Genomic DNA, 23,197 nt, shown 5'->3' with positions numbered 1-23,197 from the left:
AGCTTGCGCCTTGTATCGAGAGGCGTCAATATAGATAGGTGTCGAAACATGAGCCTGAGGAACTGGCCAAGGCCTTCAAGGCGCTGGGCGATCCCGTGCGCCTGCGCCTGCTGTCGATGATCGCCTCGCGGGAGGGCGGCGAGGTCTGTGTGTGCGAGATGACGCCCGCCTTCGACCTGTCCCAGCCGACGATCTCCCACCACCTCAAGCTGCTGCGGCAGGCCGGCCTGATCGACTGCGAACGCCGTGGGACCTGGGTGTACTACTGGGCGCTGCCCGACGCCCTGGAGCAACTCGCCGCGTTTCTTACGACGCCCCGGACCGCCGGGGCGACGGCGTGACCGCTTCCCTCGGTCGCCGTGCCGCCGCCGAGGCGCTCGGAACGGGACTGCTGGTGGCGGTGGTCGTGGGCTCCGGTATCCAGGCGAGCGAACTGTCGCACGACGTCGGCGTGCAGTTGCTGGCCAACTCGCTGGCCACCGTTTTCGGTCTGGGTGTGCTGATCGCCCTGCTCGGGCCGGTCTCCGGCGCGCACTTCAACCCCGCCGTCACCCTGGCCGCCTGGGTCGCCGGCCGCCGTACGGGTGGCGGGCCGGGGCTGCGGGAAGTCGCCGCGTATGTGCCGGCGCAGGTCGCGGGGGCGATCTGCGGCGCGGTGCTCGCCGACGCCATGTTCGCCGAGCCCCTGGTGCGGTTCTCCCGCCACGAGCGGTCCGTCGGGCATCTGTGGCTGGGGGAGGTCGTCGCCACGGCCGGGCTGATCCTGCTCGTCCTCGGTCTGGAGCGCGTCGGCCGCGCCTCACTGGCCCCGGCCGCCGTGGCCTCCTACATCGGGGCCGCCTACTGGTTCACCTCCTCGACCTCCTTCGCGAACCCCGCCGTCACCATCGGCCGCGCTTTCACCGACACCTTCGCCGGGATCGCCCCCGGCTCCGTCGTCCCGTTCATCGGTGCGCAACTGCTGGGCGCCGTAGCCGGGTTGGCGGCCGTGGCGGTGGTGTACGGACGCGTCGCCCGTCCCGCGGACGTCGTAGCTCCGCACGGCGAACAACCCGAACTCGACCCCTCCCTACCGGCCCTTCGCCCGCAAGGACAGCTCCCATGAGTGCCAACTCCCCGCGCCCGTCCGTGTTGTTCGTCTGCGTCCACAACGCCGGCCGCTCCCAGATGGGCGCCGCCTTCCTCACCCACCTCGCCGGTGACCGGGTCGAGGTCCGGTCGGCGGGCTCGGCCCCCGCCGACGCGGTCAACCCGGCGGTGGTCGAGGCGATGGCGGAGGTGGGGATCGATGTCTCCGCCGAGACGCCGAAGGTGCTCACCGTCGAGGCCGTAAGGTCCTCGGACGTCGTGATCACGATGGGCTGCGGGGACGCGTGCCCCGTCTTTCCCGGCAAGCGGTACCTGGACTGGCGGCTCGACGATCCCGCCGGTCAGGGGGTGGACGCCGTACGGCCGATCCGGGAGGAGATCGAGGGGCGGGTGCGGGGGCTGCTGGCCGAGCTCGGAGTTGCCGTCAGGGGGTGAGGCCTCCTACATTCCCGAGGTGAGCATGGGCTACGACCGATACGCGGCCGGGGTGTGGAGCGGCCGGACCTACGGCACCGTCCCGCCCGGAACTTCATGACCACCCCGCTGGTCGCCGCCGTCATCGTCCACGACAGGGATGCCGGGCGCGTTCTTGTCCTCCAGCGCGGCGAGCACGCCAAGTTCTGCCCCGGCATGTGGGACCTCCCCGGAGGCAAGCACGAACCCGGCGAGCCCATCACCGAGACCGCCGCACGCGAGCTGTACGAGGAGACCGGGATCGTCGTGGCGGCGGACTCCCTGAAGGTCGTGCACCTCGTCCATGCCGCCTCCGGGGTCGGGGCCCCGATCGGCTACCTCACCGTCGTCTTCGTCGCCGACAAGTGGTCCGGCGACCCCGAGAACCGCGAGCCCCTCAAGCACGCGCAGGTGCGGTGGGTCCAGGTCGACTCCGTACCGGAGGAGTTCGTACGAGGAAACCGGCAGGCCCTACGGCAGTACCTGGGCGGCGTCGAACCTCAAGTGACCCCCTACGGATGGGAATAGGCGGCGCACGCCCGTGGCCCTGCGCACTGTCAGTGGGGCCCACTAGATTCGGGACATGGACTCAGCCGCTCATCTCCTGCACCTTCGCCGTGAGTTGGACGCTTTCCGCGACTGTCTGCTCGGTGATCTGTCCGCCCCCGTCGAACACTGCGGCGACTGGACCCTGCGTGAACTGGCCGTGCACCTGGGCGGCGGGAACCTCTGGGCCGCCGCCGCCGTGACCGAGGGGCACGGGGACTACCGGGAACCGACGGTGCCCCTGGACCGGGACGGGCTGGTGCGGTGGTTCGAGGAGACCGGAGCGACTCTGCTCAAGACGCTGGACCGCGAACCCGCCACCCCCGCCTGGACGTTCCACCCGCCGCACACCGTCGGCTTCTGGCAGCGACGCCGGTGTCAGGAGACGCTGATCCACCGGTGGGACGCGGAGCACGCGCTAGGCGTGCCGAGACCGATCGACCCCGAACTCGCGGGCGACGGCGTCGCCGAGGTCTTCGACACGATGGCGCCCCGGCAGATCGTCGCGGGGCGGGCCCGGCCACCCGAGCGGGCGTTACGGCTGGAAGCGACCGACACCGGTGCCTCGTGGACGTTCGGCCCCGGCGAGCCCGTGGCCAGGCTCGCGGGCTCGGCGGAGGATCTGCTGCTCGGGCTGTGGGGCCGTAGGCCGGTGGACGGCGGAGCCTTTGTCTGGGACGGCGACCGGCGGGCCGGACTGCGGGTCCTGGCAGGGCCGTTGACGGCATGATCGACGGTAGGTTGAGCCGGTGTCCACGCCACCCGTGATCCTGCTGCTGTCGGGGAGCCTGCGGGCCGGCTCCTCCAACGAGGCCGTCCTGCGCACCGCGCACGCCGTGGCGCCCGAGGCGCTGGTGGAGGCCGTACGGTACGACGGCCTCGCGGAGCTTCCGCACTTCAACCCCGATGACGACCAGGACCCGTTGCCGCCGCCGGTGGCGGAGTTGCGGGCGGCGATCGACCGGGCGGCCGGGATCCTGATCTGCACCCCGGAGTACGCGGGCACCCTGCCGGGCTCGTTCAAGAACCTGCTGGACTGGACGGTCGGCGGCACCGAGATCGGCGACAAGCCGGTGGCCTGGGTCAACGCGGCCGCCCCGGGACGCGGCGGAGGCGCCGAGGCCACACTGCGGACGGTTCTCGGCTACACCGGCGCCGCCGTCGTCGAACCGGCCTGCGTACGGATCCCGGTGGACCGGGGGATGCTCGACGCGGACGGCCTCATCGCGGACGCGGGTGTACGTCGTCAACTCGGCGAGGTGCTGCGGTTGTTGGCGCACGGCGGCAGCACCTGCTGAACTCCGGGCGCCAACAACTCGCCGCCCACTCTCAGTACTCGGTCACCTGCGACTCCAAGTACCCCTTCAAAAAGGCGTACTTGGCATCACTGTCCGCCGCCGGGAGCGGGGCGAAATGGTCGCCCAGTTCCATCGACCTCGGCTGCGAGGTGCGGAGGGCCGGCCAGGGTGGCAGGCCGTGGCCGTTCGGGTTGCCCGTCGCCACGAAGTTCGCGACGTAGGAGGACGTGGTGTCGGCTATCGCGTGGTCCGCGGCCGTCCAGGGGCGGTCCGTGCCGTACAGGTTGCCGAAGAAGTAGTACTTCTCGGCGCCGTGATAGGCGCCCGCGCCGTCCGCCGGCTCGATCGGGTTGGTGGTGTCGTGGCCCGGGGGGACGTGGGTCCACCAGTAGGCGTACACCGGGCTGCGGTTGCCGGCCGTCGACCTGAACTGCGTGCCCCAGAGGAAGGTGGAGACCCGCTCCTCGTCGCGGGCGTAGGCGTTGTACTGCGCCGCCGCCTCCGCGTCGGTCGTAGCGGGGTAGAGGGAAAGGAAGTCGGCTGCCCTGTCGCCGAACGTCGTCGTCGCGTACGTCTCGTACGCCGCGACCGTCATCGTCAGCGTCGGCGAAGCGCCGTTCTCGTCCTTGTTGTTGCCGGTGAGCACCGGGATGTCGTACTCGGTACGGGACTTCATCGCGGCCGTGTACGACTTCGGCAGGACATAGCCGTCGAGTACGTTGCCGAAGCTCGTGCCCGCCGCCGGGGCGCCCGGCGCGTACACCTTGGTCACGATCTCGTCGGCCGACAGGGCGCGCAGGTCCGACAGCGAGGTCGCGCCCATGTAGCTCGCGAACGCCGTGCCGTTGGCCTCCGCCGCCGCCAACCGCGAGTATCCGCCCGCCACATGGCCCAGCGCCGGGTCCTTGGTGTACTGCACGCCCGCCGAGAGAAGCCCTCGGTGGAACAGGCCACGGGCCAGCTTCGAGATCATCAGGATGTTCACGAACGACGAGCCGTGCGACCAGCCCGCCAGCGTCACCCGCTCCGGATCGCCCCCGAACGCGGCGATGTTGCGCCGGATCCACTTCAGCGCCGCGACCGTGTCCTGCACACCCCAGTTCCCTGAACCCCCGTGCCCGCCCTCCGAACTCAACTCCGGATGCGCGAGGTTGCCGAAGGCGCCCACACGGTGGTTGTACGTCACCACGACCGCGCCCTTGGCCGCCAGGTTCGCCCCGTCGTACACCGGCTGCGAGGCCCACATGGCGCTGTTGCGGCCGCCGTAGATCCAGACGAAGACCGGGCGGAGGTCGTGCCCATTGGCTGAACTCGCCGCGCCCGTCCAGATGTTGAGGTTGAGGCAGTCCTCGCTCAGCGGGGGGACCTTGTCGGCGGCGATGCCCGTGACCGGCTGGGGGCAGGCCGCGCCCCAGGTGTCGGCCTTGCGGACGCCCTGCCAGGAGGGGGGTGGCTGCGGGGCGCGCCAACGGTTCTCGCCGGCCGTCGAGGCGGCGTAGGGGAGGCCCTTGTAGACGGTGACTCCGGGCAGGGCGGCGGGGACGCCCGTCACCAGGCCGGACTGGGTTCTGATCGGGTGGCTCGGGTCGGTGTGCGGGGTGGCCGATGCCGGGGTGGAGGGCAGGGTGCCCAGCAGGGTCGCGCCGGCCGCGACACCTGCCGTACGGCCGAGGAAGCCGCGGCGGTCGAAGTCTCTTGGGTCCACTGGGTCTCCCGGTCGCTTGGGGACGAGTCATGTCAGTCGCCCATGCTGTGCCGGGTCCGCGGTGACGGCCTAGGGCGTTGCCGTGACTCACAGTGCTCCCAGGTGCAACTTAGGTTGCGGTACAGCGGGTTGACACCTCGGGTCGTGAACGTGGGCCCTACAGCGATGACTTGATCGTGCGCAGGACCGCGCCCGCCATGCCCCGCTCCCCGCGCGCGTTCGGATGCACCGGGGCCGCCGGGTTCTCCGGTGCGAGCGGCTCGATCCAGCGGGTGCTCTTCGCCGAGCAGGCGGTGTGGTCGGCGGACGGGGTGTACGTGTCGACGTAGCCCGCGCCCGCCTCCGAAGCCCGTTGCCGCAGCATCGAGTTGAGCTGCTGCTCCTTGGTGCGCAGGAAGGTCACGTCGCCCGGTGCGAGGGACATCTCCCGGCCGCAGCCGGCGCTGTCGGAGGGCAGGATCGCCGGGTAGGAGACGACGTAGACCCGGGCCTCGGGGGCGCGGCGCCTGACCTCGGTCAGGACGCGGGTGAGGCGCTCGCCCGCCGTGGCGATCTTCTTGCGCACGGCGTCGGAGGCATCGGAGGCGTCGGAGCCGTCGTTGACGTAGTGGCGTTCGCAGGGCGCCTTCTCGGTGAAGTACTTCCCGCTGCCGGTGAGTTGGTACAGCGCGCCCATCGCGACGCAGCGTTTGATCATCGCGCTGAAGCCGATGTCGTTGCCGCCGATGCCGATGGTGACCAGTCGGGTGTCGGACGAAAGCGCCCTGAGCTGGGGTGGGTTGGTGCCGTTCTCCGTGTCCTGTGACCCGGTGAGGTCGGCGGTGGTAGCCCCGCTGCAGCTCATGTCGCGGAACTTGGCTCCCTTCAGGCCGAGTTCGGCCGCCACGAGAGACGGGTAGTTGCCGGCGGAGCGGTCGCAGCCCTTGGGGGTTCCGGTGGGGTCGGTGATTCCGGGTCCGGCGGTGTAGGAGTCGCCGAGGGCCACGTACGGGCCCTTCGACGGGGCCGAGTAGGCGACACCGGTGTGGTCGCTGTCGCCGTCGTCGCGGGTGACCAGCACGACGGTGAGCAGCGTGCCGCAGGCGAGGAGCCCGGCCACTGCGACCTGTGTCGAGGTCTTCATCAATTGCCCTCTCTGGCTGGTGGGTTGGACGTCCGCGGGCCCGGCTACGGGCGGGGGGAGTGCCCGTCGCCGGGCCCGGGACTTGCGCCGGAGCCCCGTCCCCACGGGAACCGGCGCCGCGGGGCCGCCTCCGCTCTTGGCGGCCCCGGTCTGCGGGGTCCCTACGGGACCGGTGTGAGGTGGGGGGCCGGGGTCTCGGTGACGGGGGCCGGGACCTTGCGGCTCAGGGCCTCGCCCTCGACGTCCACGCCGGGCAGGATCCGGTCGAGCCAGCGGGGCAGGTACCAGGCCTTGTGGCCGAGCAGGGAGAGGACGGCCGGCACGATCGCCATCCGGACGACGAAGGCGTCGAACAGGACCGCGATGGCCAGCCCGAAGCCGATCATCTTGATCATCGACTCACCCGCGCCGATGAAGCCGGAGAACACCGCCATCATGATCAGCGCGGCGGCCACGACCACCCGGGCGCTGTGCTGGAACCCGGAGACGATCGCCTGCCCGGGTCCGTCCCCGTGGACGTAGGCCTCGCGCATCCGGGAGACGAGGAACACCTCGTAGTCCATGGCCAGTCCGAAGACGATGCCCACCAGGAAGATCGGCATCAGGCTCATGATCGGGCCGGTCTGGTCGACGCCCAGCCAGGAGGCGAGGTGGCCCTCCTGGAAGACCGCGACGACCGCGCCGAGCGCCGCGAGCACGGAGAGCAGGAAACCGAGGGCCGCCTTCAGCGGGACCAGGAGCGAGCGGAAGACGAGGAGCAGCAGGACGATCGCCAGGCCCACCACCAGGGCCAGGTACGGGATCAGCGCGCTCTGGACCTTCTGCGCCACGTCGATGTTGAGCGCGGTGGTGCCCGTGACCTCGAAGCTCGCGCCGGACGTGCCGGACTCGATGCCGGGCCGTTCGTCGCGGATCTTCTGGACGAGGTCCTTGGTCTTCTCGTCGGTCGGGCTGGTGGCGGGGGTCGCGGCGAACACCGCGGTGTCCCCGGCCTGGTTGAAGCGGGCCGGTGAGACGGAGACCACTCCGTCCGTGGCCGCTATCTCCTTCGCGATGGTCGCTACGGCGGCCTTCGCGTCGGTGGCTCCCTTGGCGTCGACCACGATGGTCAGCGGTCCGTTGAAGCCGGGGCCGAACCCCTCGGCGAGGTCGTCGTAGGCGCGGCGTTCGGTGGTGGAGGTGGCCTTGGCCTCGTCGCCGGGCATGCCGAGCTGGAGGTCGAGGGCGGGGGTGGCCATCGCGCCGAGGCCGACGACGCCGAGCATCAGCACGGGGACCGGGTGGCGTACGACGACCCGGGCCCAACGGCTGCCGGCGTTCTCGCCGTTGCCCCGCTTGGCGTTGCTCTTGGGGTTCTTCTGGTTCCTGCGTTCGCGGCGGGAGAGGACCGCGTTCGGCCAGAAGCCGAGGACCGCGGGGACCAGGGTGAGGCAGATCAGGACGGCCAGCAGGACCGCGCCGGCCGCCGCCAGGCCCATCTTCGTCAGCATCGGGATGCCGACCACGGAGAGTCCGGCGAGCGCGATGACGACGGTGAGGCCGGCGAAGACGACCGCGGAGCCCGCCGTACCGGCCGCGAGTCCGGCCGCCTCCCTCGGCGCGTGGCCCTTCGCGCGTTCCTCGCGGTAGCGGGAGACGACGAACAGGGCGTAGTCGATGCCGCAGGCCAGGCCGAGCATCGTGGCGAGGGTGCCGGTGGTCTCGGAGAGGCCGAAGGTGGTGCCCAGGGCGAGGATCGCGGACATGCTGATGCCGACGCCGAGGATCGCGGTGAGGAGGGGCAGTCCGGCGGCGGCCAGGGAACCGAAGGTGATGAGCAGGACGAGGGCCGCGATGGCGATGCCGATCGCCTCGGCGCTGCCACCGGCCGCGGGCTTCTCGGCGAGCGCGTCACCGCCGACCTCGACGGTCAGACCCGCGTCCCGGGCCGTGTCGATGGCCCGCTCCAGGTGCGTCTTCGCGGTGTCGGTCAGGTCGTCGGCCTTCACCTTGAAGGTGACGGTGGAGTACGCCGTGGAGGCGTCCTTGCTCACCGCCCGCGCGGTGAACGGGTCGACGGCGGAGGCGACTTGGGAACCGTCGCCCGCCTCCGTCACCAGGTGCTCGATCGCCGCCCTGTTCTCGGTCGCGGTGACCTTCTCGCCGTTCGGGGCGACGAAGACGATCCGGGCGCTCGCGCCGTCCGCCGCTGTGCCGGGGAAACGCTGCTCCAGCAGGTCGAACGCCTTCTGCGACTCGATGCCCGGCATCGTGAAGCCGTCGTCGGGGGCGGCGGGGGCCTTGGCGGCGGCGAATCCGACGGCGCCGAGGACCACCACCCACAAGAGGGTGACGAACCAGCGCCACCGGAAGGCCACGCGGCCCAAGTGATAAAGGAGAGTAGCCATGGCTGAGGGAGGCCTCCACGTCGGCATCGGTCAGTCGGACGGTCGGTCGAGATCGTGGTCTCAACCCTTCCGCCGACGGCCTTCCGCCACGAGGGAGCGCCCTCCCGAATGGATGGTGTAGCCCGCTACACCATCCCCGCGGAGCTCAGCCCGCGTGCAGCTCCGTCAACTGGCCCAGCGGCAGCGTGTGCTGGGTCTGGAGGACCTTCGCGCGTAGATACCGGACATTGTGGGGCGTGGTGAAGACGCCGGTCGGGACCCGGTCGTGGACGTCGATGCCGAGACCGCGCAACTGGTCGGCCTTGTCGGGGTTGTTGGAGAGCAGGTCCAGCGAGGTGACCCCGAGGGCGGTGAGCATCTGGGCGGCGGCCGTGTAGTCGCGGGCGTCCTCGGGCAGGCCCAGCGCGGCGTTGGCGGCGTAGGTGTCGAGGCCCTGGTCCTGGAGGGCGTACGCGTCGAGCTTGTTGTAGAGGCCGATGCCCCGGCCCTCCTGGCGCAGATAGAGCAGGACACCGCCGCGGTCGGCGATGCGCTCCACCGCCTCGCGCAGTTGGGGCCCGCAGTCGCAGCGGGCGGAGCCGAAGACATCGCCCGTCAGGCACTCGGAGTGCAGCCGGACCAGCGGGGTGGTGCCGGGGGCGGGGTCGCCGAGGACGACCGCGACATGTTCCTGACCGTCGGTCAGACCGTGGAAGGTGACGAGCTCGGCGTCGACGGTGTAGCCGTCCTGGAAGCGCAGCGGTACCCGGACGCGGGCACGCGGGGTGGCGGCGGGGAAGTCGGGCATGCGGGTCTCCGAGTCCGATGGGTGATGGAGCGATGTGCTTCAAAACTGAAGCACATCCACGATCACGGACCCTACCGCATGCTTGAAATTTGAAGCAACAGAATTGAGGGACGACTTACGGAGACGACTTACGGAGACGTCTTACGGAGACGTCTTACGGAGACGTCTTACGGAGACGTCTTACGGAGACGTCTTACGGAGACGGCTCACGGAGACGGCTCACGAACACGGCGGGGTGGAGCGACGGCGCCACGGGACGTCCTCCGGTGTCTCCAGCGCCCGCGCGATCCCGGCACTGATCTCCTCCAGCTGGCCCACCTGTTCCGGGGTGAGATGGTCGAAGATCGCGGCGCGCACGGTCTCGACATGGCCCGGCGCCGCCTGCTCCAGCACGGCCATCCCCGCGTCGGTCAGGACCGCCGTACTGCCCCGCTTGTCGGACGGGCACCCCTCCCGCCGCACCAGACCGTCCTTCTCCAGCCGGGTCACGGCGTACGTCAGCCGGCTCCGGGTGATCTTCGACTGCTCGGCGAGGTCGGTCATGCGCAGCCGGTGGTCCGGTACGTCGGAGAGGTTGGCGAGGATGGAGTAGTACAGGTGGGGCATGCCGGCCTCCTGCTGGAGCTGCCGGTCGATCGCGTCCTCCAGGAGGTGCGTCGCGGCGATGTACGCGCGCCAGGCGCGCTGCTCCTCGGCGGTCAGCCAGCGGGTCGTCATACCCCCAGTGTAGGTTTGTTTCAAACTTGAACCAAGCCCGCGGTTCCCTTCGGACCCGGGTCCGCCGTCCCACCGAGCCGGGAGCGCGTCCGATGCCTCACCCGTACGTCCTCCTCTCCGCCGCCGTCTCCCTCGACGGCTACCTCGACGACACCGGCCCCGACCGGCTGCTCCTCTCCAGCCCGGCCGACTTCGACCGGGTCGACGAGGTCCGGGCGTCCGTGGACGCGATCCTCATCGGCGCCGGCACGATCCGCGCCGACAACCCGCGCCTGCTCGTCAACTCCGCGGAGCGCCGCGCGGCCCGCATCGCCGCCGGTAAGCCGGAGTACCCCCTCAAGGTCACGGTCAGCGGCTCCGGTGATCTCGACCCCACGGCCAACTTCTGGCACACGGGCGGGGAGAAGCTGGTCTTCACAACGGACAAGGGCGCAGAGCGGGCCGGGCGGCTCGGCCTCGCCGCCGAGATCGTCTCCCTCGGCCCGGACCTCGACTGGCGCCGCCTGCTGGAGCACCTGCACGAGGTCCGTGATGTGCGCCGCCTGATGGTCGAGGGCGGCGGCACCATCCACACCCAGCTCCTCCAGCAGGGCCTGGCCGACGAACTCCAGCTCGTCGTGTCCCCCCTCTTCGTCGGCACCCCGGACGCGCCCCGCCTCTTCGGCCCCGGCGACTACCAGGCCGGCCGCCTCCGCCTGGTCGAGACCCGCCCCATCGAGGACGTGGTCCTCATCCGCTACGAACCCACCGCCCCCGGCACCGGTGACCTCCCCTCCGCCGCCGACCACCACTGGCTCGCCCTCGCCTGCGACCTGGCCGCCGACTGCCCGCCCTCGCAGACGGCGTTCAGTGTCGGCGCGGTGGTGGTCGCGGAGGACGGCACGGAACTGGCCCGTGGCCACTCCCGCGAGGCCGGCGACCCGGTGGTCCACGCGGAGGAGGCGGCCCTGGCGAAACTGGCCCCGGGAGACCCGCGTCTCGCGACCGCCACGGTCTACACGAGCCTCGAACCCTGCACCCACCGCGCCTCCCGCCCCAAGCCCTGCGCCCGGCTGATCCTCGACGCGGGCGTACGGCGGGTGGTGACGGCGTGGAGAGAACCGGACACGTTCGTGACGGGGGCCGACGGGAGTGGGGTGCTGGTGGCCAGGGGTGTGTCGGTGGTCGTACTGCCGGAGTACGAGGAGCGGGCGACGGCACCGAATCGGCATGTGCTGGGCTGAGGCGTCCGGCTCACCGGCACATGAGCAACTCCTGTGCTGTCAAGTGGTGTTGGGCCCACCCCCATGGTGCTGCTGGACCGCTGGTGGGCCGAACGGGCCGTTCCTAGCCTCGTGACCATGACGAATCCCACGAACGAACAACGAACGGGCACCACCAGGCGGACGGCACTGCGTGGGCTGGGACTGTCGGCGGCGGGCATGGCACTGGCGACCGGGTTCGGAACCTCGCCGGCCGCGGCGGACCCGCGTCGCGGGCTCACCACCTATGTGCTGGTGCACGGCACCCACAGCGCGGGCGCGTTCTGGATGCCGATCGCCCGGGAGCTGACGCTGCGCGGTCACCGCGTCGTCATGGTGGACCAGCCGCGGCACGGCGCGGAGGCCTTCGTGCCGGAGTCGTACCAGCGACAGGACCTCGAAGCGATGGCCGTCGAGCCTTCCCCGTTGGGGGGCCTCGGACTGGAGGACTACGAGGCACGCGTCACGGGCATCGTGCGGCGGGCGGCACGGAACGGCCCGGTGGTCCTGGTCGGGCACAGTCTGGGTGGAGTATCGGTCAGCCGGGTCGGCAACGCCGTCCCGCATCTGCTGCACCACATCTGCTACATGGCGGCCTTCTGCCCCAGCCGTGTCCTGCCCTCGGCGGACGCCTGCACGGCGGCCCCCGAGAACGCGAACGCCGTCAGCCCGGTCGAGTTGACGGTGGGTGACCCGGACCGGCTCGGTGTATTACGGCTGAACTTCCGGACGGGCGACAGCCATGCGCTGTCCCTCCTGAAGGAGATGATCTGCGCGGACTATCCCGATGCCGAATTCCGCCGGACGCTGGCCGGAATGCAGACCGACGAACCCATAGCCGCTTATGCGGGCCGAGCGGTCGGCCGGGCTGGTGCCTGGGGACGTGTTCCCCGCACCTACCTGCGTTTCGGCAAGGACCGGACGATCGCCACCGCGCTCCAGGACAGGATGATCGCGGAAGCCGACGCGCTCACGCCCGACAACAGGTTCCACGTGCACAATTTCGCAGCGGCGTCACACGTCGGCCCTCTCGATCCCGTCCCGGTCGCCGAAGCCCTGGACACGCTCGCGGGGCAGGGAGGGTAAGGCACTCGCGGGGGCTCGCCGGAGGTTCCCGACGGCGTTCGCGCCGGCACCGGCGACGGCCCTTGCGATAGAGCGCCCTCGAAGTCGTAGCGTCCGAAGACATGACGTACACGACCACACCACAGCACAAGATCGGATCCGGTTTCGGTGCCAGGAGCACCACGGACGAGGTCCTGCGGGGTACGGATCTGACGGGCAAGCTCGCCGTCGTCACCGGGGGCTATGTGGGCCTCGGCCTGGAGACGACCCGGGCGCTCGTCCGCGCCGGCGCCCGGGTCGTCGTCCCGGCCCGGCGCCGGGAGGTCGCGGAGCGGGCGGTCGGCGGGCTCGACGGGGTCGAGGTGGACGAGATGGATCTCGCCGACCTGGACAGCGTGCGGGAGTTCACCGACCGGTTCCTCGCCTCGGGGCGGGACATCGACATAGTCGTCGACAACGCCGGGATCATGGCCTGCCCGGAGACACGGGTCGGCCCGGCGGCCTGGGAGGCCCAGTTCGCCACCAACCACCTGGGCCACTTCGCCCTCGTCAACCGACTCTGGGCGCCCATCGCGCGCGGCGGCGCCCGTGTCGTGGCCGTGTCGTCCCGGGGGCACCACCTGTCGGACATCCGGTGGGACGACATCCACTTCGAGCACGGTCCCTACGACAAGTGGGCGGCCTACGGCCAGGCGAAGACCGCGAACATGCTGTTCGCCGTCCACCTGGATCGGCTGGGCCACGAGTCCGGAGTGCGGGCGTTCTCCCTCCATCCCGGGGAGATCCTCACCGAGTTGGTGCGCCACACGTCCCGTGAAGAAATGATCGAACGCGGCTGGATCGACGAACACGGCAATCCCAGCGGCAGCTTCAAGACCCCCGAGCAGGGCGCCGCCACCCAGGTATGGGCCGCGACCTCCCCGCAACTCGACGGCATGGGTGGCGTCTACTGCGAGGACTGCGACATCGCCGAGCCCGCCCTCCCCGACGACGACTCCTGGGCAGGCGCCCGCGCCTACGCGACCGACCCGTCCCAGGCCGCCCGCCTGTGGACCCTCTCCGCCGAACTGACGGGCGTCGACCTGACCTCGTGAGCCCCGCGTCGACACGGCCTGGCCCTGGCGGCGCTCCTCGAACCCCAGGAAACCCGGACGGCTGACACTCGTGTGACTTCGGACCCCGCGAATGGCGTATAGTTGGGAACACAACGGCGCGGGGTGGAGCAGCTCGGTAGCTCGCTGGGCTCATAACCCAGAGGTCGCAGGTTCAAATCCTGTCCCCGCTACTCAAGGCCAAGGGCCGGAATCCAGATTTCTTCTGGATTCCGGCCCTTGGTGTTTCCGCCCCTTCCCCTATCGGGTCACCCCGCTCGCCGCCCTCCCCCCACCACGAAAAACTGGACGCGTGGAGGAGGGTCCGTATGTGCGAGCCGGCGGGCGCCTGCCCGGCGACCCCGTGCCCGACCCCGGCCTCGGCCCCGACGAGGGACGGCGGATCCCGTACACCCTCGCCTTCGTCCGCCGACTGCCCGCGCTGCTGCTGGTCGTCGGCGCGTTCTACGACTACTTCACCCCGCAGGACTTCACCGCGGCCCCGTTCTTCACCGCCGCCCCGCTCGTCGCCGCCCCGCTCTACTCGCGGCGCGGGACTGTACTCACCGGCCTGACCGCGGTCGCCGTCGTCCTCGCCATCCACCTGAAACTCGGCATCGTCCTGCGGATCGACGCGGTCACCGAGGTGGTCACCGTGGTGACGGTCGCCGGTCTCGCCGTCCTCATCAACCTCCTCGTCCGCCGCAGCAGCGAGCAGCTCGCCTCCGTACGCGAGATCGCCGAGGCCGCCCAGCGCGCGGTACTGCCCGAACCGGCCGAGCGGATCCGCGGGTTCGAGATCGCGGCACGGTACGAGGCCGCCCAGGAGGGCGCGTCCATCGGCGGCGACCTGTACGCGGTGCAGGACACCCCGCACGGCGTACGGCTGATCGTCGGCGACGTGCGCGGCAAGGGCATGGGCGCGGTCGCCGCCGTCGCCGTGGTGATCGGGGCGTTCCGGGAGGCGGCCCAGCAGGAGACCACCCTGGAGGAGGTCGCCGAGCGGCTGGAGCGGGCGCTGGCCCGCGAGGGCAGCCGGCGCGACGGGCTCGACGCGTTCGAGGGGTTCACCACGGCCGTCCTCGCCGAGATCCCGCACGGCGACGGCGTCGTACGGATCGTCGACCGGGGCCATCCGCCGCCGCTGCTCCTGGAGGCGGACGGCGCTGTGCACACCCTGCTCGTCAAAGAGCCCGCACTGCCGCTCGGCATGGGCGAGTTGGGGTACTGGCCCGACCGTGCCCAGGAGTTCGCCTTCCCGGACGGAGCCACGCTGCTGGTGTACACCGACGGGCTGTCCGAGGCCCGCGATCGCCACGGTGTCTTCTTCGATCCCGGGGAGCGGCTGGCCGGGCGGACCTTCCGCAGCCCCGAGGCGTTGCTCGGGATCCTTGCCAAGGAGGTGCGCCGGTACTCCGGGGGCGGGATGTCGGACGACATGGCGATGATCGCCGTACGGCATCCATGAACGGTGTCACCAGGTGTGATCGGGTGAGCGCCCTCCGCATAACAACTGACATACCGTCAATAGCTGTGTGAATTCTGAGACTTGGTCAACTCGCCCGTTTTTCGCCGGTCGTGGGCCCTTCGTCCAGCAAGGAAAGGTTAATGATCAAGCCGAACAGCTTGGAATCGGGTGCCCGGGTCTATTAACGTTCGATAACGCAGCGCGGTCGTCCCAGCCGTCACAAGAGACGGCTCCGTGCGCACGCGCCGAATCCCGCAAGGGAACCGGGGAACCACCACTTGGGGTGAATCGCTCGTCGACCGCCGTGGGAACACGGCGGGTTTACGCGCGTAGGAGACCTTCCTGCTCCGAACCCGTCAGCTAACCCGGTAGGCGAGAAGGAAGGAAAGGAGCACGCCCACGTGGCGTCCAACCAGGCTGCCCCAGAAGCCCCGTTCGTGTATGGCGGTTACCGCCCCGACGAGGGCCCCTGGGAGGAGTGGAACCCCAGCGCGGAGTCCGTTCCCCCCAACCGCGGCAAGCACCGTGTCGCCAAGCAGCGTGGTGGCGGGGGATTCGCCCGCAGCTCCACCGTCCTGGGCGTCGGTGTCATAGCCGCCGTGAGCGCCGGCGGGATGGCCAGCGCCAACACCGGCAAGCCGCCCGTCTCGATCTCCCTGCCGGACCTGCCCTCCGTGGGCCATCTGCTGGACGACTCCTCCAGCACCCCCAAGGGTTCCGCGACCGCGCTCAGCAGCGTCGGCGTGACCTCCACCGAGACCGCCAAGGGCACCTCGGACGCGGGCGAGTTGCTGCGCAACCGGATCATGGAGCAGGCCGAGCTCCAGCAGCTCCAGGTCGACGGCAAGTCGCAGGCGGCCGCCGAGGCCGCCGTCGCCAAGCAGGTCGACGACGCCGCGGCCAAGGCCGAGAAGGACGCCGCCGCCAAGGCCGCCGACGCGAAGAAGGCCGCCGAGGACGCCGCCAAGAAGAAGGCCGAGGCCGCGAAGCTCGCCGCGCTGGCCAAGCAGTACACCCTGCCGGTCGGGTCGTACACGATCACCGGCACCTTCGGTCAGGCCGGCACCATGTGGTCCTCCGGCTACCACACCGGACTCGACTTCGCCGCGCCCACCGGCACGCTGATCAAGGCCATTCACAGCGGCACGGTCACCGAGGCGGGCTGGGCCGGGTCGTACGGCTACCGCACCATCATCACCCTCGACGACGGCACCGAGCTGTGGTTCTGCCACCAGTCCTCGATCAACGTCAGCGTCGGGCAGAAGGTCGCCACGGGTGATGTCATCGGCCGCGTCGGCGCCACCGGCAACGTGACCGGGCCGCACCTGCACCTCGAGGTCCACATCAACGGCGCCGCGACCGCCAGCGACCCGGCGCCTTGGCTGCGCAGCAAGGGGCTCAACCCCTGAGGCACCCGGCGATCTCGCTGGAATATCCGGTTCCGGTCCGGCTGTTGACGTAGAGCATGACTTCTCTTCGCAAGCTGGGCCGGTCCGACCTCGACATCTTCCCGCTCGTCCTCGGCGGCAACGTCTTCGGCTGGACCGCGGACGAGGCCGCCTCCTTCGCCGTGCTCGACGCGTACACGGCCGCCGGAGGCAACTTCGTCGACACCGCCGACTCGTACACGGCGTGGATCGAGGGCCACAAGGGCGGTGAGTCCGAGACCGTCATCGGCAGGTGGCTGGCGGCCCGCGGCAACCGCGCCGACGTCGTCATCGCCACCAAGGTCAGCCAACACCCCGACTACCAGGGCCTGTCCGCCGCCAACATCAAGGCCGCGGCCGACGCCTCCCTGCGCCGCCTGGGCACCGACTACATCGACCTGTACTACCCGCACTTCGACAAGGAGGACGTGCCGGTCGAGGAGATCGTCGGCACGCTCGACGAGCTGGTGCGGGCGGGCAAGGTACGGCACATCGCCGCCTCCAACATCTCACCGGCGCGCCTCCAGGCCTCCCTCGACCTCTCCGACCGCGAGGGCCTGGCGCGCTATGTCGCCATCCAGCCCCACTACAACCTCGTCTCCCGCGACACCTACGAGGGCGAGCTGCGCGACGTCGCCGAACGCGGCGGCCTCTCGGCCCTCCCGTACTTCGCCCTGGCGGCCGGCTTCCTCACCGGCAAGTACCGCCCCGGCACGACAGTGGAGAGCGCACGGGCGGGGCGCGCGGCCCAGTACCTCGAATCGGAGCGCGGGCAGAATGTGCTGACCACCCTGGACGAGATCGCGCAGGCCCACGAGGCCCCCGTCGCGACGGTCGCCCTGGCCTGGCTCACCGCCCAGCCGACGGTCGCCGCACCGATCGCGTCCGCCCGGACGGTGGAGCAACTGCCGGCGCTGTTGGCGGTGGCGGAACTGGAGCTGACGGAGGGGGAGTTGGGGTTGTTGACGGAGGCGTCGGCGTAGGTCGCGGCCGGGAAGTCCTGCTTCTCACGCGCGCTGCTGGTGTCGCCGGTCGGTGCGACGGGTGGGGGCACCAGCAGCGGGGGAGCGTGCCAGGCGTCGTAAGGCAGGCGGGCCTTGCGGACGCTGTCTGGGGTTTTGGGCGGGCCGGGGCGCGGGACAGCGGCGGTGATTGGTCGGCGTCGGTGGGCAGAACTGGAGCTCACGGACCGGGAGTTGGGGAAGCTGACGGAGTCGTCGGCCTAGGTCGGGGCCGTGAAGTCCCGTTGTTCGCCCGCAGGGTGAGTCTGGAGTGCGGCTGGTGTCGCCGGTCGGGGCGGCGGGTGGGGGCGCCTCCCACGCCCTCATGGCAGTGGGCGTGTGCCGGGGGCGGCGTGAGGCAGGCGGGGCCTTTCGACGCGGCGGCCTGGGGTCTCCGGCGGGTCGGGGCGCGGGGCTGCGACGGCGGCTGGTCGGCGCCGGCGGTCGGAACTGGGGCTGACGGACGCGGAGTTGGAGAAGCTGACGGGGCGTCGGCCTCGGTCTCCAGCGGGTCGAGGCGCTGGAAAGTGGCGGTGACCGGTCGGCGTCCTGTGCTTGCGATGGCACGGTGGAGGAGGCGCCGGATCCCGGCGGCCGCTGCCGCGGGCGATGCGGAGCGATGGGCCCCCGGTCGAGCCGCGCCGGGAGCGGGGGAGCGCGATGTCAACGCCTCCAGGGTTCCCACGCCGTCGAGGCCCTGGCAGCGCGGCCCACGTCCAGCCTCTGCGGCAGGCCCGGAAGACCTCAGGACCGGTACGGGTTGTACACCGAGTAAGGCGCCCCCGCGTTCCCGTACACCCCGTACACCGGCCACGGCGGCACAACCACCGGCACCGGTGGTGCCGTGCGCCTCGCCGCGTAGTCCAGGGCCGGGCGGGCCACCTCTCGGCGGAGCCACAGTTCGTGCAGCAACTGCCTTTCCCGTACGGGGAATTCGGGGCCGACGTGGCCTCGGCCCGCGCGGTGGCGGAGGAACGCCAGGGTGGTTGCGTGGGCCTCGTACTCGGCGACCGTGCGGGAACCGGGTCTGCCCAGGTGGTGGCGGGCGTACTCGCGGGCCAGGCGGCGGGCCTTCATCGAGCCGAGTACGAAGGGTTCGGCCGGGGGCAGCCAGCCCGCGTGGACGTATACCGGCAACTCCTCGCGTACGGTGCGCAGTTCGCGTTGGCGGGTCCAGACCGCGAGCCAGGTCAGCAGGCCGAACGCGGGCACCATCAGCATGCCGTAGACCTCGAAGAAGCCGTACTGGCCGAACGTGGAGGAGCCGTTCCAGATCGCGTGCATGCCCATCGCGAGGAGCAGGCCGGTCAGTGGTACCAGGATGCGTCTGATGTGGTGCCGGTCGGGGGAGAGGGCCGCGATGCCGAAGCCTATGCCCGTCAGGACGGTGAACAGGGGGTGCGCGAACGGGGACATGACGATGCGGACGAAGAAGGTCGCCGCGGTGACCGAGGTGAAGCCGCGGTCGCCGGTGAGCTGGTCGGTGCCGAAGGCGGTGCCGAGGTAGAGGATGTTCTCGGTGAAGGCGAAGCCGGTCGCGGTGACCCCGGCTATCACCACCCCGTCGACGATCCCGGTGAAGTCCCGTCTGCGGAACAGGAAGACGAGGAGTACGGCCGCCGCCTTCGCCGACTCCTCGACGATCGGCGCTATGACGGTCGCGCCCAGGGTGTCCGCGCTGGTCGGGTCGGCGGTCGTGGTCGCTATCCACCGGGTCGCGAAGCTGTTGGCGACGATCGCTATGAGGGCCGCGGCGCAGGCGCCCCAGGCGAAGGAGAAGAAGAGGTTCCGCCAGGGGCCGGGGTCGACCCGGTCGAGCCAGCGGAACGCGGCGACGAGCAGCGGCACGGGCAGCACCGCGAGCCCGAGACCCACCAAGAACCCTTCTGTGCCGGTCTGTTGGCGGACGAGCGCGAGGATGACCAGCCCGGAGAGCGCGAGCAGGGTGATCAGCGCGCAGTGCCGGACCCAGTTCCGCCGCCACCAGCGTTCGCGCGGCCCGTGCCCGGGCACACCACCGGCGGGGTGGCCGGGGTGTGGGGGGTACGGCGAAAACGTGGCCACGGCATCGACCCTAACGAGGTAAGGGCACGGCCCGCGAGGGAGCCTGGCGTCAGCTCTGGTCGTCAGTGTTGGTTTTCCTGGGGTACGCGACGGAAGAGCAGATCGTTCACGACATGTCCCTTGTCCAGTCCCTGGCCCTCGAAACGGGTCAGCGGCCGGAAGTCCGGACGGGGCGCGAAACCGCCGTCGGGTTGGCTGTTCTCGAAGTCCGGGTGCGCGCTGAGGACTTCGAGCATCTGTTCCGCGTACGGCTCCCAGTCCGTCGCGCAGTGCAGGATCGCGCCGGGCTTGAGCCGGGTCGCGGCGAGGGTGAGGAACTCCGGCTGGATCAGCCGCCGTTTGTGGTGCCGCTTCTTGGGCCAGGGGTCGGGGAAGTAGACGCGCAGCCCGTCCAGCGAGTCCGGGGCGAGCATCTCGCGCAGCAGGATGATGGCGTCCCCGTTGGCGACGCGGACGGTGGACAGGCCGTGCTGGTCGGCGAGGGCCAGCAGATTGCCCTGGCCCGGGGTGTGCACGTCGACGGCGAGGATGTTCGTCGCCGGGTCCGCGGCGGCCATCTGCGCGGTGGCCTCGCCCATCCCGAAGCCGATCTCCAGCACGACCGGGTTGTCGTTCCCGAACAGCTCGGCGAGATCGACGATCCGCTGTCCGTCGATGTCCAGCCCCCACTTGGGCCACAGCCGCTCCAGCGCGTCCGCCTGTGCCGTGGTGACCCGGCTCCGGCGCGGCTGGAAGCTCCGGATCCGCCGCTCGAAGTGCGACCCGGCGGGATCGGGCTTCGGACCGTCCGGGAAACGGGGCTCGCCCTTGGCACGGGGGCGCCGCGCGGGCTCGGCGGGGGTGGAGCCGGCGGGGGCGTCGGGGGCGTTGAGGGAGTCAGACACAGTGCGTCGATTTTACGGGGAGCGGGCGGATGGTGGCTTGCGGGGGAGTCCGCTACGGCGAACCGGCCGGCGTCGGCCTCGCCGTCTGTTGCCGCAGGACGGCCAGGGCCCGCCGGGCGACCTCTCTGCCGATGGGCAGGGACGCGGTCGCCGCCGGGCTCGGGGCGTTGAGCACATGGACGGTGCGCGGTCCCTCCTTGATCAGGAAGTCGTCGACGAGGGTGCCGTCGCGCAGCACGGCCTGCGCGCGGACTCCGGCCGCCGAGGGCACCAGGTCGTCGGGGGTCACGGCCGGGAGCAGCCGCTGTACGGCCGTGGTGAACGCGCTCTTGGAGATCGAGCGGCGCAGCTCTCCCGCGCCGTACCGCCAGTGCTGCCGGGCCATGTGCCACACCCCGGGCCAGGCGGCCGTCGTCGCTATCTCCCGGGGGTGTACGACACCCCAGCCGTAGCCCTCGCGGGCCAGGGCCGGTACCGCGTTCGGTCCGAGGTGGACGCCGCCGTCGATGCCGCGGGTGAGGTGCACGCCGAGGAACGGGAAGGCCGGGTCCGGTACCGGATACACCAGGCCCCGCACCAGCTCGGGGCGGGCGAGTGAGTAGTACTCGCCGCGGAACGGCACGATCCGCATCTCCGGGTCGTCGCCGGTGAGACGGGCCACCTCGTCGCAGTGCAGGCCCGCGCAGTTCACCAGCACCCGGGCGCGCACGATGTCGCCGCCGGTCGCGGTCACCGTGCGGACGGCGACCCCGCGCTCGGGGCGCCGGTCGATGTGGGCGACGCGGGCGCCGTAGCGGATCTCCGCGCCGGAGGCCTCGGCCAGGTGGCGGGCGACCTCCGTGTAGTCGCAGATGCCGGTCGTGGCGACCTGTATGGCCGCCAGGCCGCGCACCTCCGGTTCGTACTCGGCGATCTGGGCGGCGCCCAGCTCCCGCACCGGAATGCCGTTCTCCCGGCCGCGCTGCACGAGGGCGTGCAGGCGGGGCAGCTCGGCGCGCTCGGTGGCGACGATCAGCTTGCCGGTGACGGCGTGCGGGATGCCGTACTCCGCGCAGAACTTGACCATCTCGGCGGCGCCGCGCACCGCGTACCGCGCCTTGAGGGAGCCTGGGCGGTAGTAGATCCCGCTGTGGATCACCCCGCTGTTGCGCCCGGTCTGGTGCCGGGCGGGGCCCGTCTCCTTCTCCAGCACGGTCACCCGCGTGCCCGGTGCGGCACGGGTGATCGCATACGCGGTCGACAGCCCGACGATCCCACCACCCACCACGAGCACGTCACAGTCGTAGCCGACCACGCGCACCACCTCCCGCATCCGATAGTGCACTGCACCACTGACAGTCACTTCAAACGCCGGAAAGTGGCGGGATGTGCGGTACCGCTCAGGCCGGGGCCATCAGCAGGGGCCGGGCCCGCTCCCGCAGCTCGACCACCCGCGGCTCGTCGCCGTACGGCTCCAGCCGGTGCAGGAGATCCTTCACGTACTCGGTGGTGCGGGCCGAGGAGATGCGCCCCGCGACCTCCACCGCCCGTACGCCCTGCTCGCATGCCGCGTCGAGGTTGCCCGACTCCAGCTCGGCGACCGCCGAGACGACGAGCCTGAGGCCGTGCGAGCGCACGAACTCCTCCGTCGGCTTCGACAGTGCCTGCTCCGTGAAGCGGCGGACCTGGCGCGGTGCCTTCAGGTCGCGGTAGCACTCGGCGGCGTCGGCGGCGAAGCGGTCGTAGGAGTAGAAGCCGAGCCAGGACGGGTCGTTGTCCCCGTCGCGGGACCGCTCCAGCCAGCCCTCGGCCGCCTTCAGGGCCGCGCCGGCCGCCTGGGCGTCCCCCGCGCGCGCGTGGGAGCGTGCCTCGACGAGCCGGAAGAAGCTCATCGTGCGGGCCGTGGCCAGGCCGCGGTTGCGCTCCAGGGCGGCCTGCGCGAGGTCGACGCCCTCGTCGCCGAAGCCGCGGTAGGTCGCCTGCAACGACATCGACGCCAGTACGTATCCCCCCAGGGGCACGTCCGCCGCCGCGCGGGCCAGGCGCAGCGCCTGGATGTAGTACCGCTGCGCCGCCTCCTGTTGGCCGGTGTCGAAGGCCATCCACCCTGCCAGGCGGGTGAGTTCGGCGCTGGCCCCGAAGAGGGCTCTGCCGACCTCGTCGGAGTACGAGCCGAGCAGCAGCGGTGCCGCTTCTACCCGCAGGCACTCCGGCACCATGGACGAACGCCAGTCGCCGCCCCCGTACTTGGAGTCCCAGCGCCTGGCGTCCTCCGCGGCCTCCCGCAGCTTCTGCACATCGCTGTGGCCGACTTTGAGCGGTGCGCTCGCGCCCTCCGAGGAGTTCGCCTCCCGCGCCACCGAACTGTCGGCCGGGGTTATCAGCCAGCGTGAGGCGGGCGTTGCGTATGCGCTGACTGCGAACGACCCGGCGAGGGACTGCCAGATGCCGCCGGAGCCGGCCCGGCGGCCGGCGAGGTCGAGGCGGTACAACTCCGTTGCGGAACGCACGGCTTGACCGACGTCCCTGGGGAAGGCGAGGCCCACTTCCGGCGCGGGATCCGCGTCCGCCAGGCCGATCTCGTGGAGCGGCACCGGGCGGCCGAGCTTCTGGCCGATGGCGGCCGCGATGAGGTGCGGGGCGGCGCCCTGGGGCACCATTCCCTTCGACACCCAGCGCGCCACCGACGTCTTGTCGTAGCGAAGTGTCAACCCGCGTTGAGCGCCAAGATCGTTGACGCGACGCGCGAGTCCTGCGTTGCTGATTCCCGCGAGGGCGAGAACGGTGCCGAGTTTTTCGTTCGGCCCGCGTTGCTCCCTGGACATGCGCCACCCCTCGACACAGACGGCTGCCGCGCTGGCATAACCATGCG

At 71.0% G+C, this 23,197-nt stretch carries 21 protein-coding genes, 1 tRNA gene and 1 riboswitch; of the genes, 13 read left to right on the top strand and 9 right to left on the bottom strand.

The genetic code is table 11. From position 1 onward, the window contains the following. Positions 1-38 precede the first annotated feature (38 nt). The 6 genes from ABZT04_RS42025 (at position 39) to ABZT04_RS42000 (ending at position 3,386) form a co-directional block, all read left to right on the top strand. The gene (locus ABZT04_RS42025) at positions 39-341 is read left to right on the top strand and encodes a metalloregulator ArsR/SmtB family transcription factor (protein WP_356064853.1); all 303 of its coding nucleotides are present in this window, start codon (positions 39-41) and stop codon (positions 339-341) included. Further along, positions 338-1,105, top strand: a complete 768-nt coding sequence (locus ABZT04_RS42020; protein ID WP_356064851.1) for an MIP/aquaporin family protein — start codon at positions 338-340, stop codon at positions 1,103-1,105. Before ABZT04_RS42025 ends, ABZT04_RS42020 begins: the two co-directional genes overlap by 4 nt. Further along, a complete protein-coding gene (locus tag ABZT04_RS42015; protein ID WP_356064849.1) occupies positions 1,102-1,524 on the top strand; it encodes an arsenate reductase ArsC in 423 nt (140 codons plus the stop codon). The genes ABZT04_RS42020 and ABZT04_RS42015 overlap by 4 nt, the downstream gene beginning before the upstream one ends. 96 nt (positions 1,525-1,620) lie before the next feature. Then, on the top strand, positions 1,621-2,070 hold the full coding sequence (locus tag ABZT04_RS42010) for an NUDIX domain-containing protein (protein WP_356064847.1): 450 nt from the start codon (positions 1,621-1,623) through the stop codon (positions 2,068-2,070). Between the two features lie 55 nt (positions 2,071-2,125). Next, the gene (locus ABZT04_RS42005) at positions 2,126-2,818 is read left to right on the top strand and encodes a maleylpyruvate isomerase family mycothiol-dependent enzyme (RefSeq protein WP_356064845.1); all 693 of its coding nucleotides are present in this window, start codon (positions 2,126-2,128) and stop codon (positions 2,816-2,818) included. Between the two features lie 19 nt (positions 2,819-2,837). Then, entirely contained in the window at positions 2,838-3,386 is a 549-nt protein-coding gene (locus ABZT04_RS42000) for an NADPH-dependent FMN reductase (RefSeq protein ID WP_356064842.1), read from the top strand. A 31-nt stretch (positions 3,387-3,417) separates the two neighbouring features. On the opposite strand, the gene ABZT04_RS41995 is transcribed toward ABZT04_RS42000, so the two are convergent. From ABZT04_RS41995 to ABZT04_RS41975, 5 genes are all read right to left on the bottom strand, one after another. Then, on the bottom strand, positions 3,418-5,091 hold the full coding sequence (locus tag ABZT04_RS41995; protein ID WP_356064840.1) for a carboxylesterase family protein: 1,674 nt from the start codon (positions 5,089-5,091) through the stop codon (positions 3,418-3,420). A 157-nt stretch (positions 5,092-5,248) separates the two neighbouring features. Next, positions 5,249-6,214, bottom strand: coding sequence for an SGNH/GDSL hydrolase family protein (locus ABZT04_RS41990; protein ID WP_356064838.1), 966 nt, complete (start codon positions 6,212-6,214; stop codon positions 5,249-5,251). A gap of 161 nt (positions 6,215-6,375) precedes the next feature. Further along, positions 6,376-8,601, bottom strand: a complete 2,226-nt coding sequence (locus ABZT04_RS41985; protein WP_356064836.1) for an MMPL family transporter — start codon at positions 8,599-8,601, stop codon at positions 6,376-6,378. A gap of 145 nt (positions 8,602-8,746) precedes the next feature. Next, positions 8,747-9,388: a GTP cyclohydrolase II gene (ribA, locus tag ABZT04_RS41980; protein WP_356064833.1), complete on the bottom strand. Its 642-nt coding sequence runs from the start codon at positions 9,386-9,388 to the stop codon at positions 8,747-8,749. Positions 9,389-9,607: 219 nt separating this feature from the next. After that, positions 9,608-10,105: a MarR family transcriptional regulator gene (locus ABZT04_RS41975; protein WP_356064831.1), complete on the bottom strand. Its 498-nt coding sequence runs from the start codon at positions 10,103-10,105 to the stop codon at positions 9,608-9,610. A 92-nt stretch (positions 10,106-10,197) separates the two neighbouring features. On the opposite strand from ABZT04_RS41975, the gene ABZT04_RS41970 reads away from it, so the two are divergent. The 7 genes from ABZT04_RS41970 to ABZT04_RS41940 all read left to right on the top strand — a co-directional run bounded on the left by ABZT04_RS41970 (position 10,198) and on the right by ABZT04_RS41940 (position 17,380). After that, positions 10,198-11,328 (top strand): dihydrofolate reductase family protein, encoded by a 1,131-nt coding sequence (locus ABZT04_RS41970; protein ID WP_356064829.1) that lies wholly within the window; start codon positions 10,198-10,200, stop codon positions 11,326-11,328. Between the two features lie 198 nt (positions 11,329-11,526). Beyond that, positions 11,527-12,432, top strand: coding sequence for an alpha/beta hydrolase (locus ABZT04_RS41965; protein ID WP_356064878.1), 906 nt, complete (start codon positions 11,527-11,529; stop codon positions 12,430-12,432). 101 nt (positions 12,433-12,533) lie between these two features. Continuing rightward, on the top strand, positions 12,534-13,505 hold the full coding sequence (locus ABZT04_RS41960) for an SDR family NAD(P)-dependent oxidoreductase (protein WP_356064827.1): 972 nt from the start codon (positions 12,534-12,536) through the stop codon (positions 13,503-13,505). A gap of 117 nt (positions 13,506-13,622) precedes the next feature. After that, a tRNA-Met gene (locus ABZT04_RS41955) sits at positions 13,623-13,696 on the top strand. A gap of 119 nt (positions 13,697-13,815) precedes the next feature. Next, positions 13,816-14,970 carry a PP2C family protein-serine/threonine phosphatase gene (locus ABZT04_RS41950; RefSeq protein ID WP_356064825.1) on the top strand — a complete coding sequence of 385 codons (1,155 nt, stop codon included), beginning with the start codon at positions 13,816-13,818 and terminating at the stop codon, positions 14,968-14,970. A gap of 233 nt (positions 14,971-15,203) precedes the next feature. Beyond that, a riboswitch (cyclic di-AMP (ydaO/yuaA leader) is annotated at positions 15,204-15,360 on the top strand. Positions 15,361-15,371: 11 nt separating this feature from the next. Beyond that, entirely contained in the window at positions 15,372-16,379 is a 1,008-nt protein-coding gene (locus ABZT04_RS41945; RefSeq protein WP_356064823.1) for a M23 family metallopeptidase, read from the top strand. 56 nt (positions 16,380-16,435) lie between these two features. Next, positions 16,436-17,380 carry an aldo/keto reductase gene (locus ABZT04_RS41940; protein ID WP_356064820.1) on the top strand — a complete coding sequence of 315 codons (945 nt, stop codon included), beginning with the start codon at positions 16,436-16,438 and terminating at the stop codon, positions 17,378-17,380. 762 nt (positions 17,381-18,142) lie between these two features. Here ABZT04_RS41940 and ABZT04_RS41935 read toward each other — a convergent pair. The 4 genes from ABZT04_RS41935 to ABZT04_RS41920 all read right to left on the bottom strand — a co-directional run bounded on the left by ABZT04_RS41935 (position 18,143) and on the right by ABZT04_RS41920 (position 23,150). Beyond that, on the bottom strand, positions 18,143-19,462 hold the full coding sequence (locus tag ABZT04_RS41935) for a PrsW family intramembrane metalloprotease (RefSeq protein WP_356064818.1): 1,320 nt from the start codon (positions 19,460-19,462) through the stop codon (positions 18,143-18,145). 62 nt (positions 19,463-19,524) lie between these two features. Further along, a complete protein-coding gene (gene trmB, locus ABZT04_RS41930; protein WP_356064816.1) occupies positions 19,525-20,346 on the bottom strand; it encodes a tRNA (guanosine(46)-N7)-methyltransferase TrmB in 822 nt (273 codons plus the stop codon). A 52-nt stretch (positions 20,347-20,398) separates the two neighbouring features. After that, entirely contained in the window at positions 20,399-21,658 is a 1,260-nt protein-coding gene (gene lhgO / locus ABZT04_RS41925; protein WP_356064814.1) for an L-2-hydroxyglutarate oxidase, read from the bottom strand. Between the two features lie 67 nt (positions 21,659-21,725). After that, positions 21,726-23,150, bottom strand: a complete 1,425-nt coding sequence (locus ABZT04_RS41920; RefSeq protein ID WP_355923652.1) for an MFS transporter — start codon at positions 23,148-23,150, stop codon at positions 21,726-21,728. Between the last annotated feature and the right edge of the window lie 47 nt (positions 23,151-23,197).

It is taken from the genome of Streptomyces sp. NPDC005492 (assembly GCF_040605995.1).
Lineage (GTDB): Bacteria > Actinomycetota > Actinomycetes > Streptomycetales > Streptomycetaceae > Streptomyces.
Note: the sequence above shows the minus strand (reverse complement) of the source record. Positions and strands in the feature narration are given on the sequence as shown.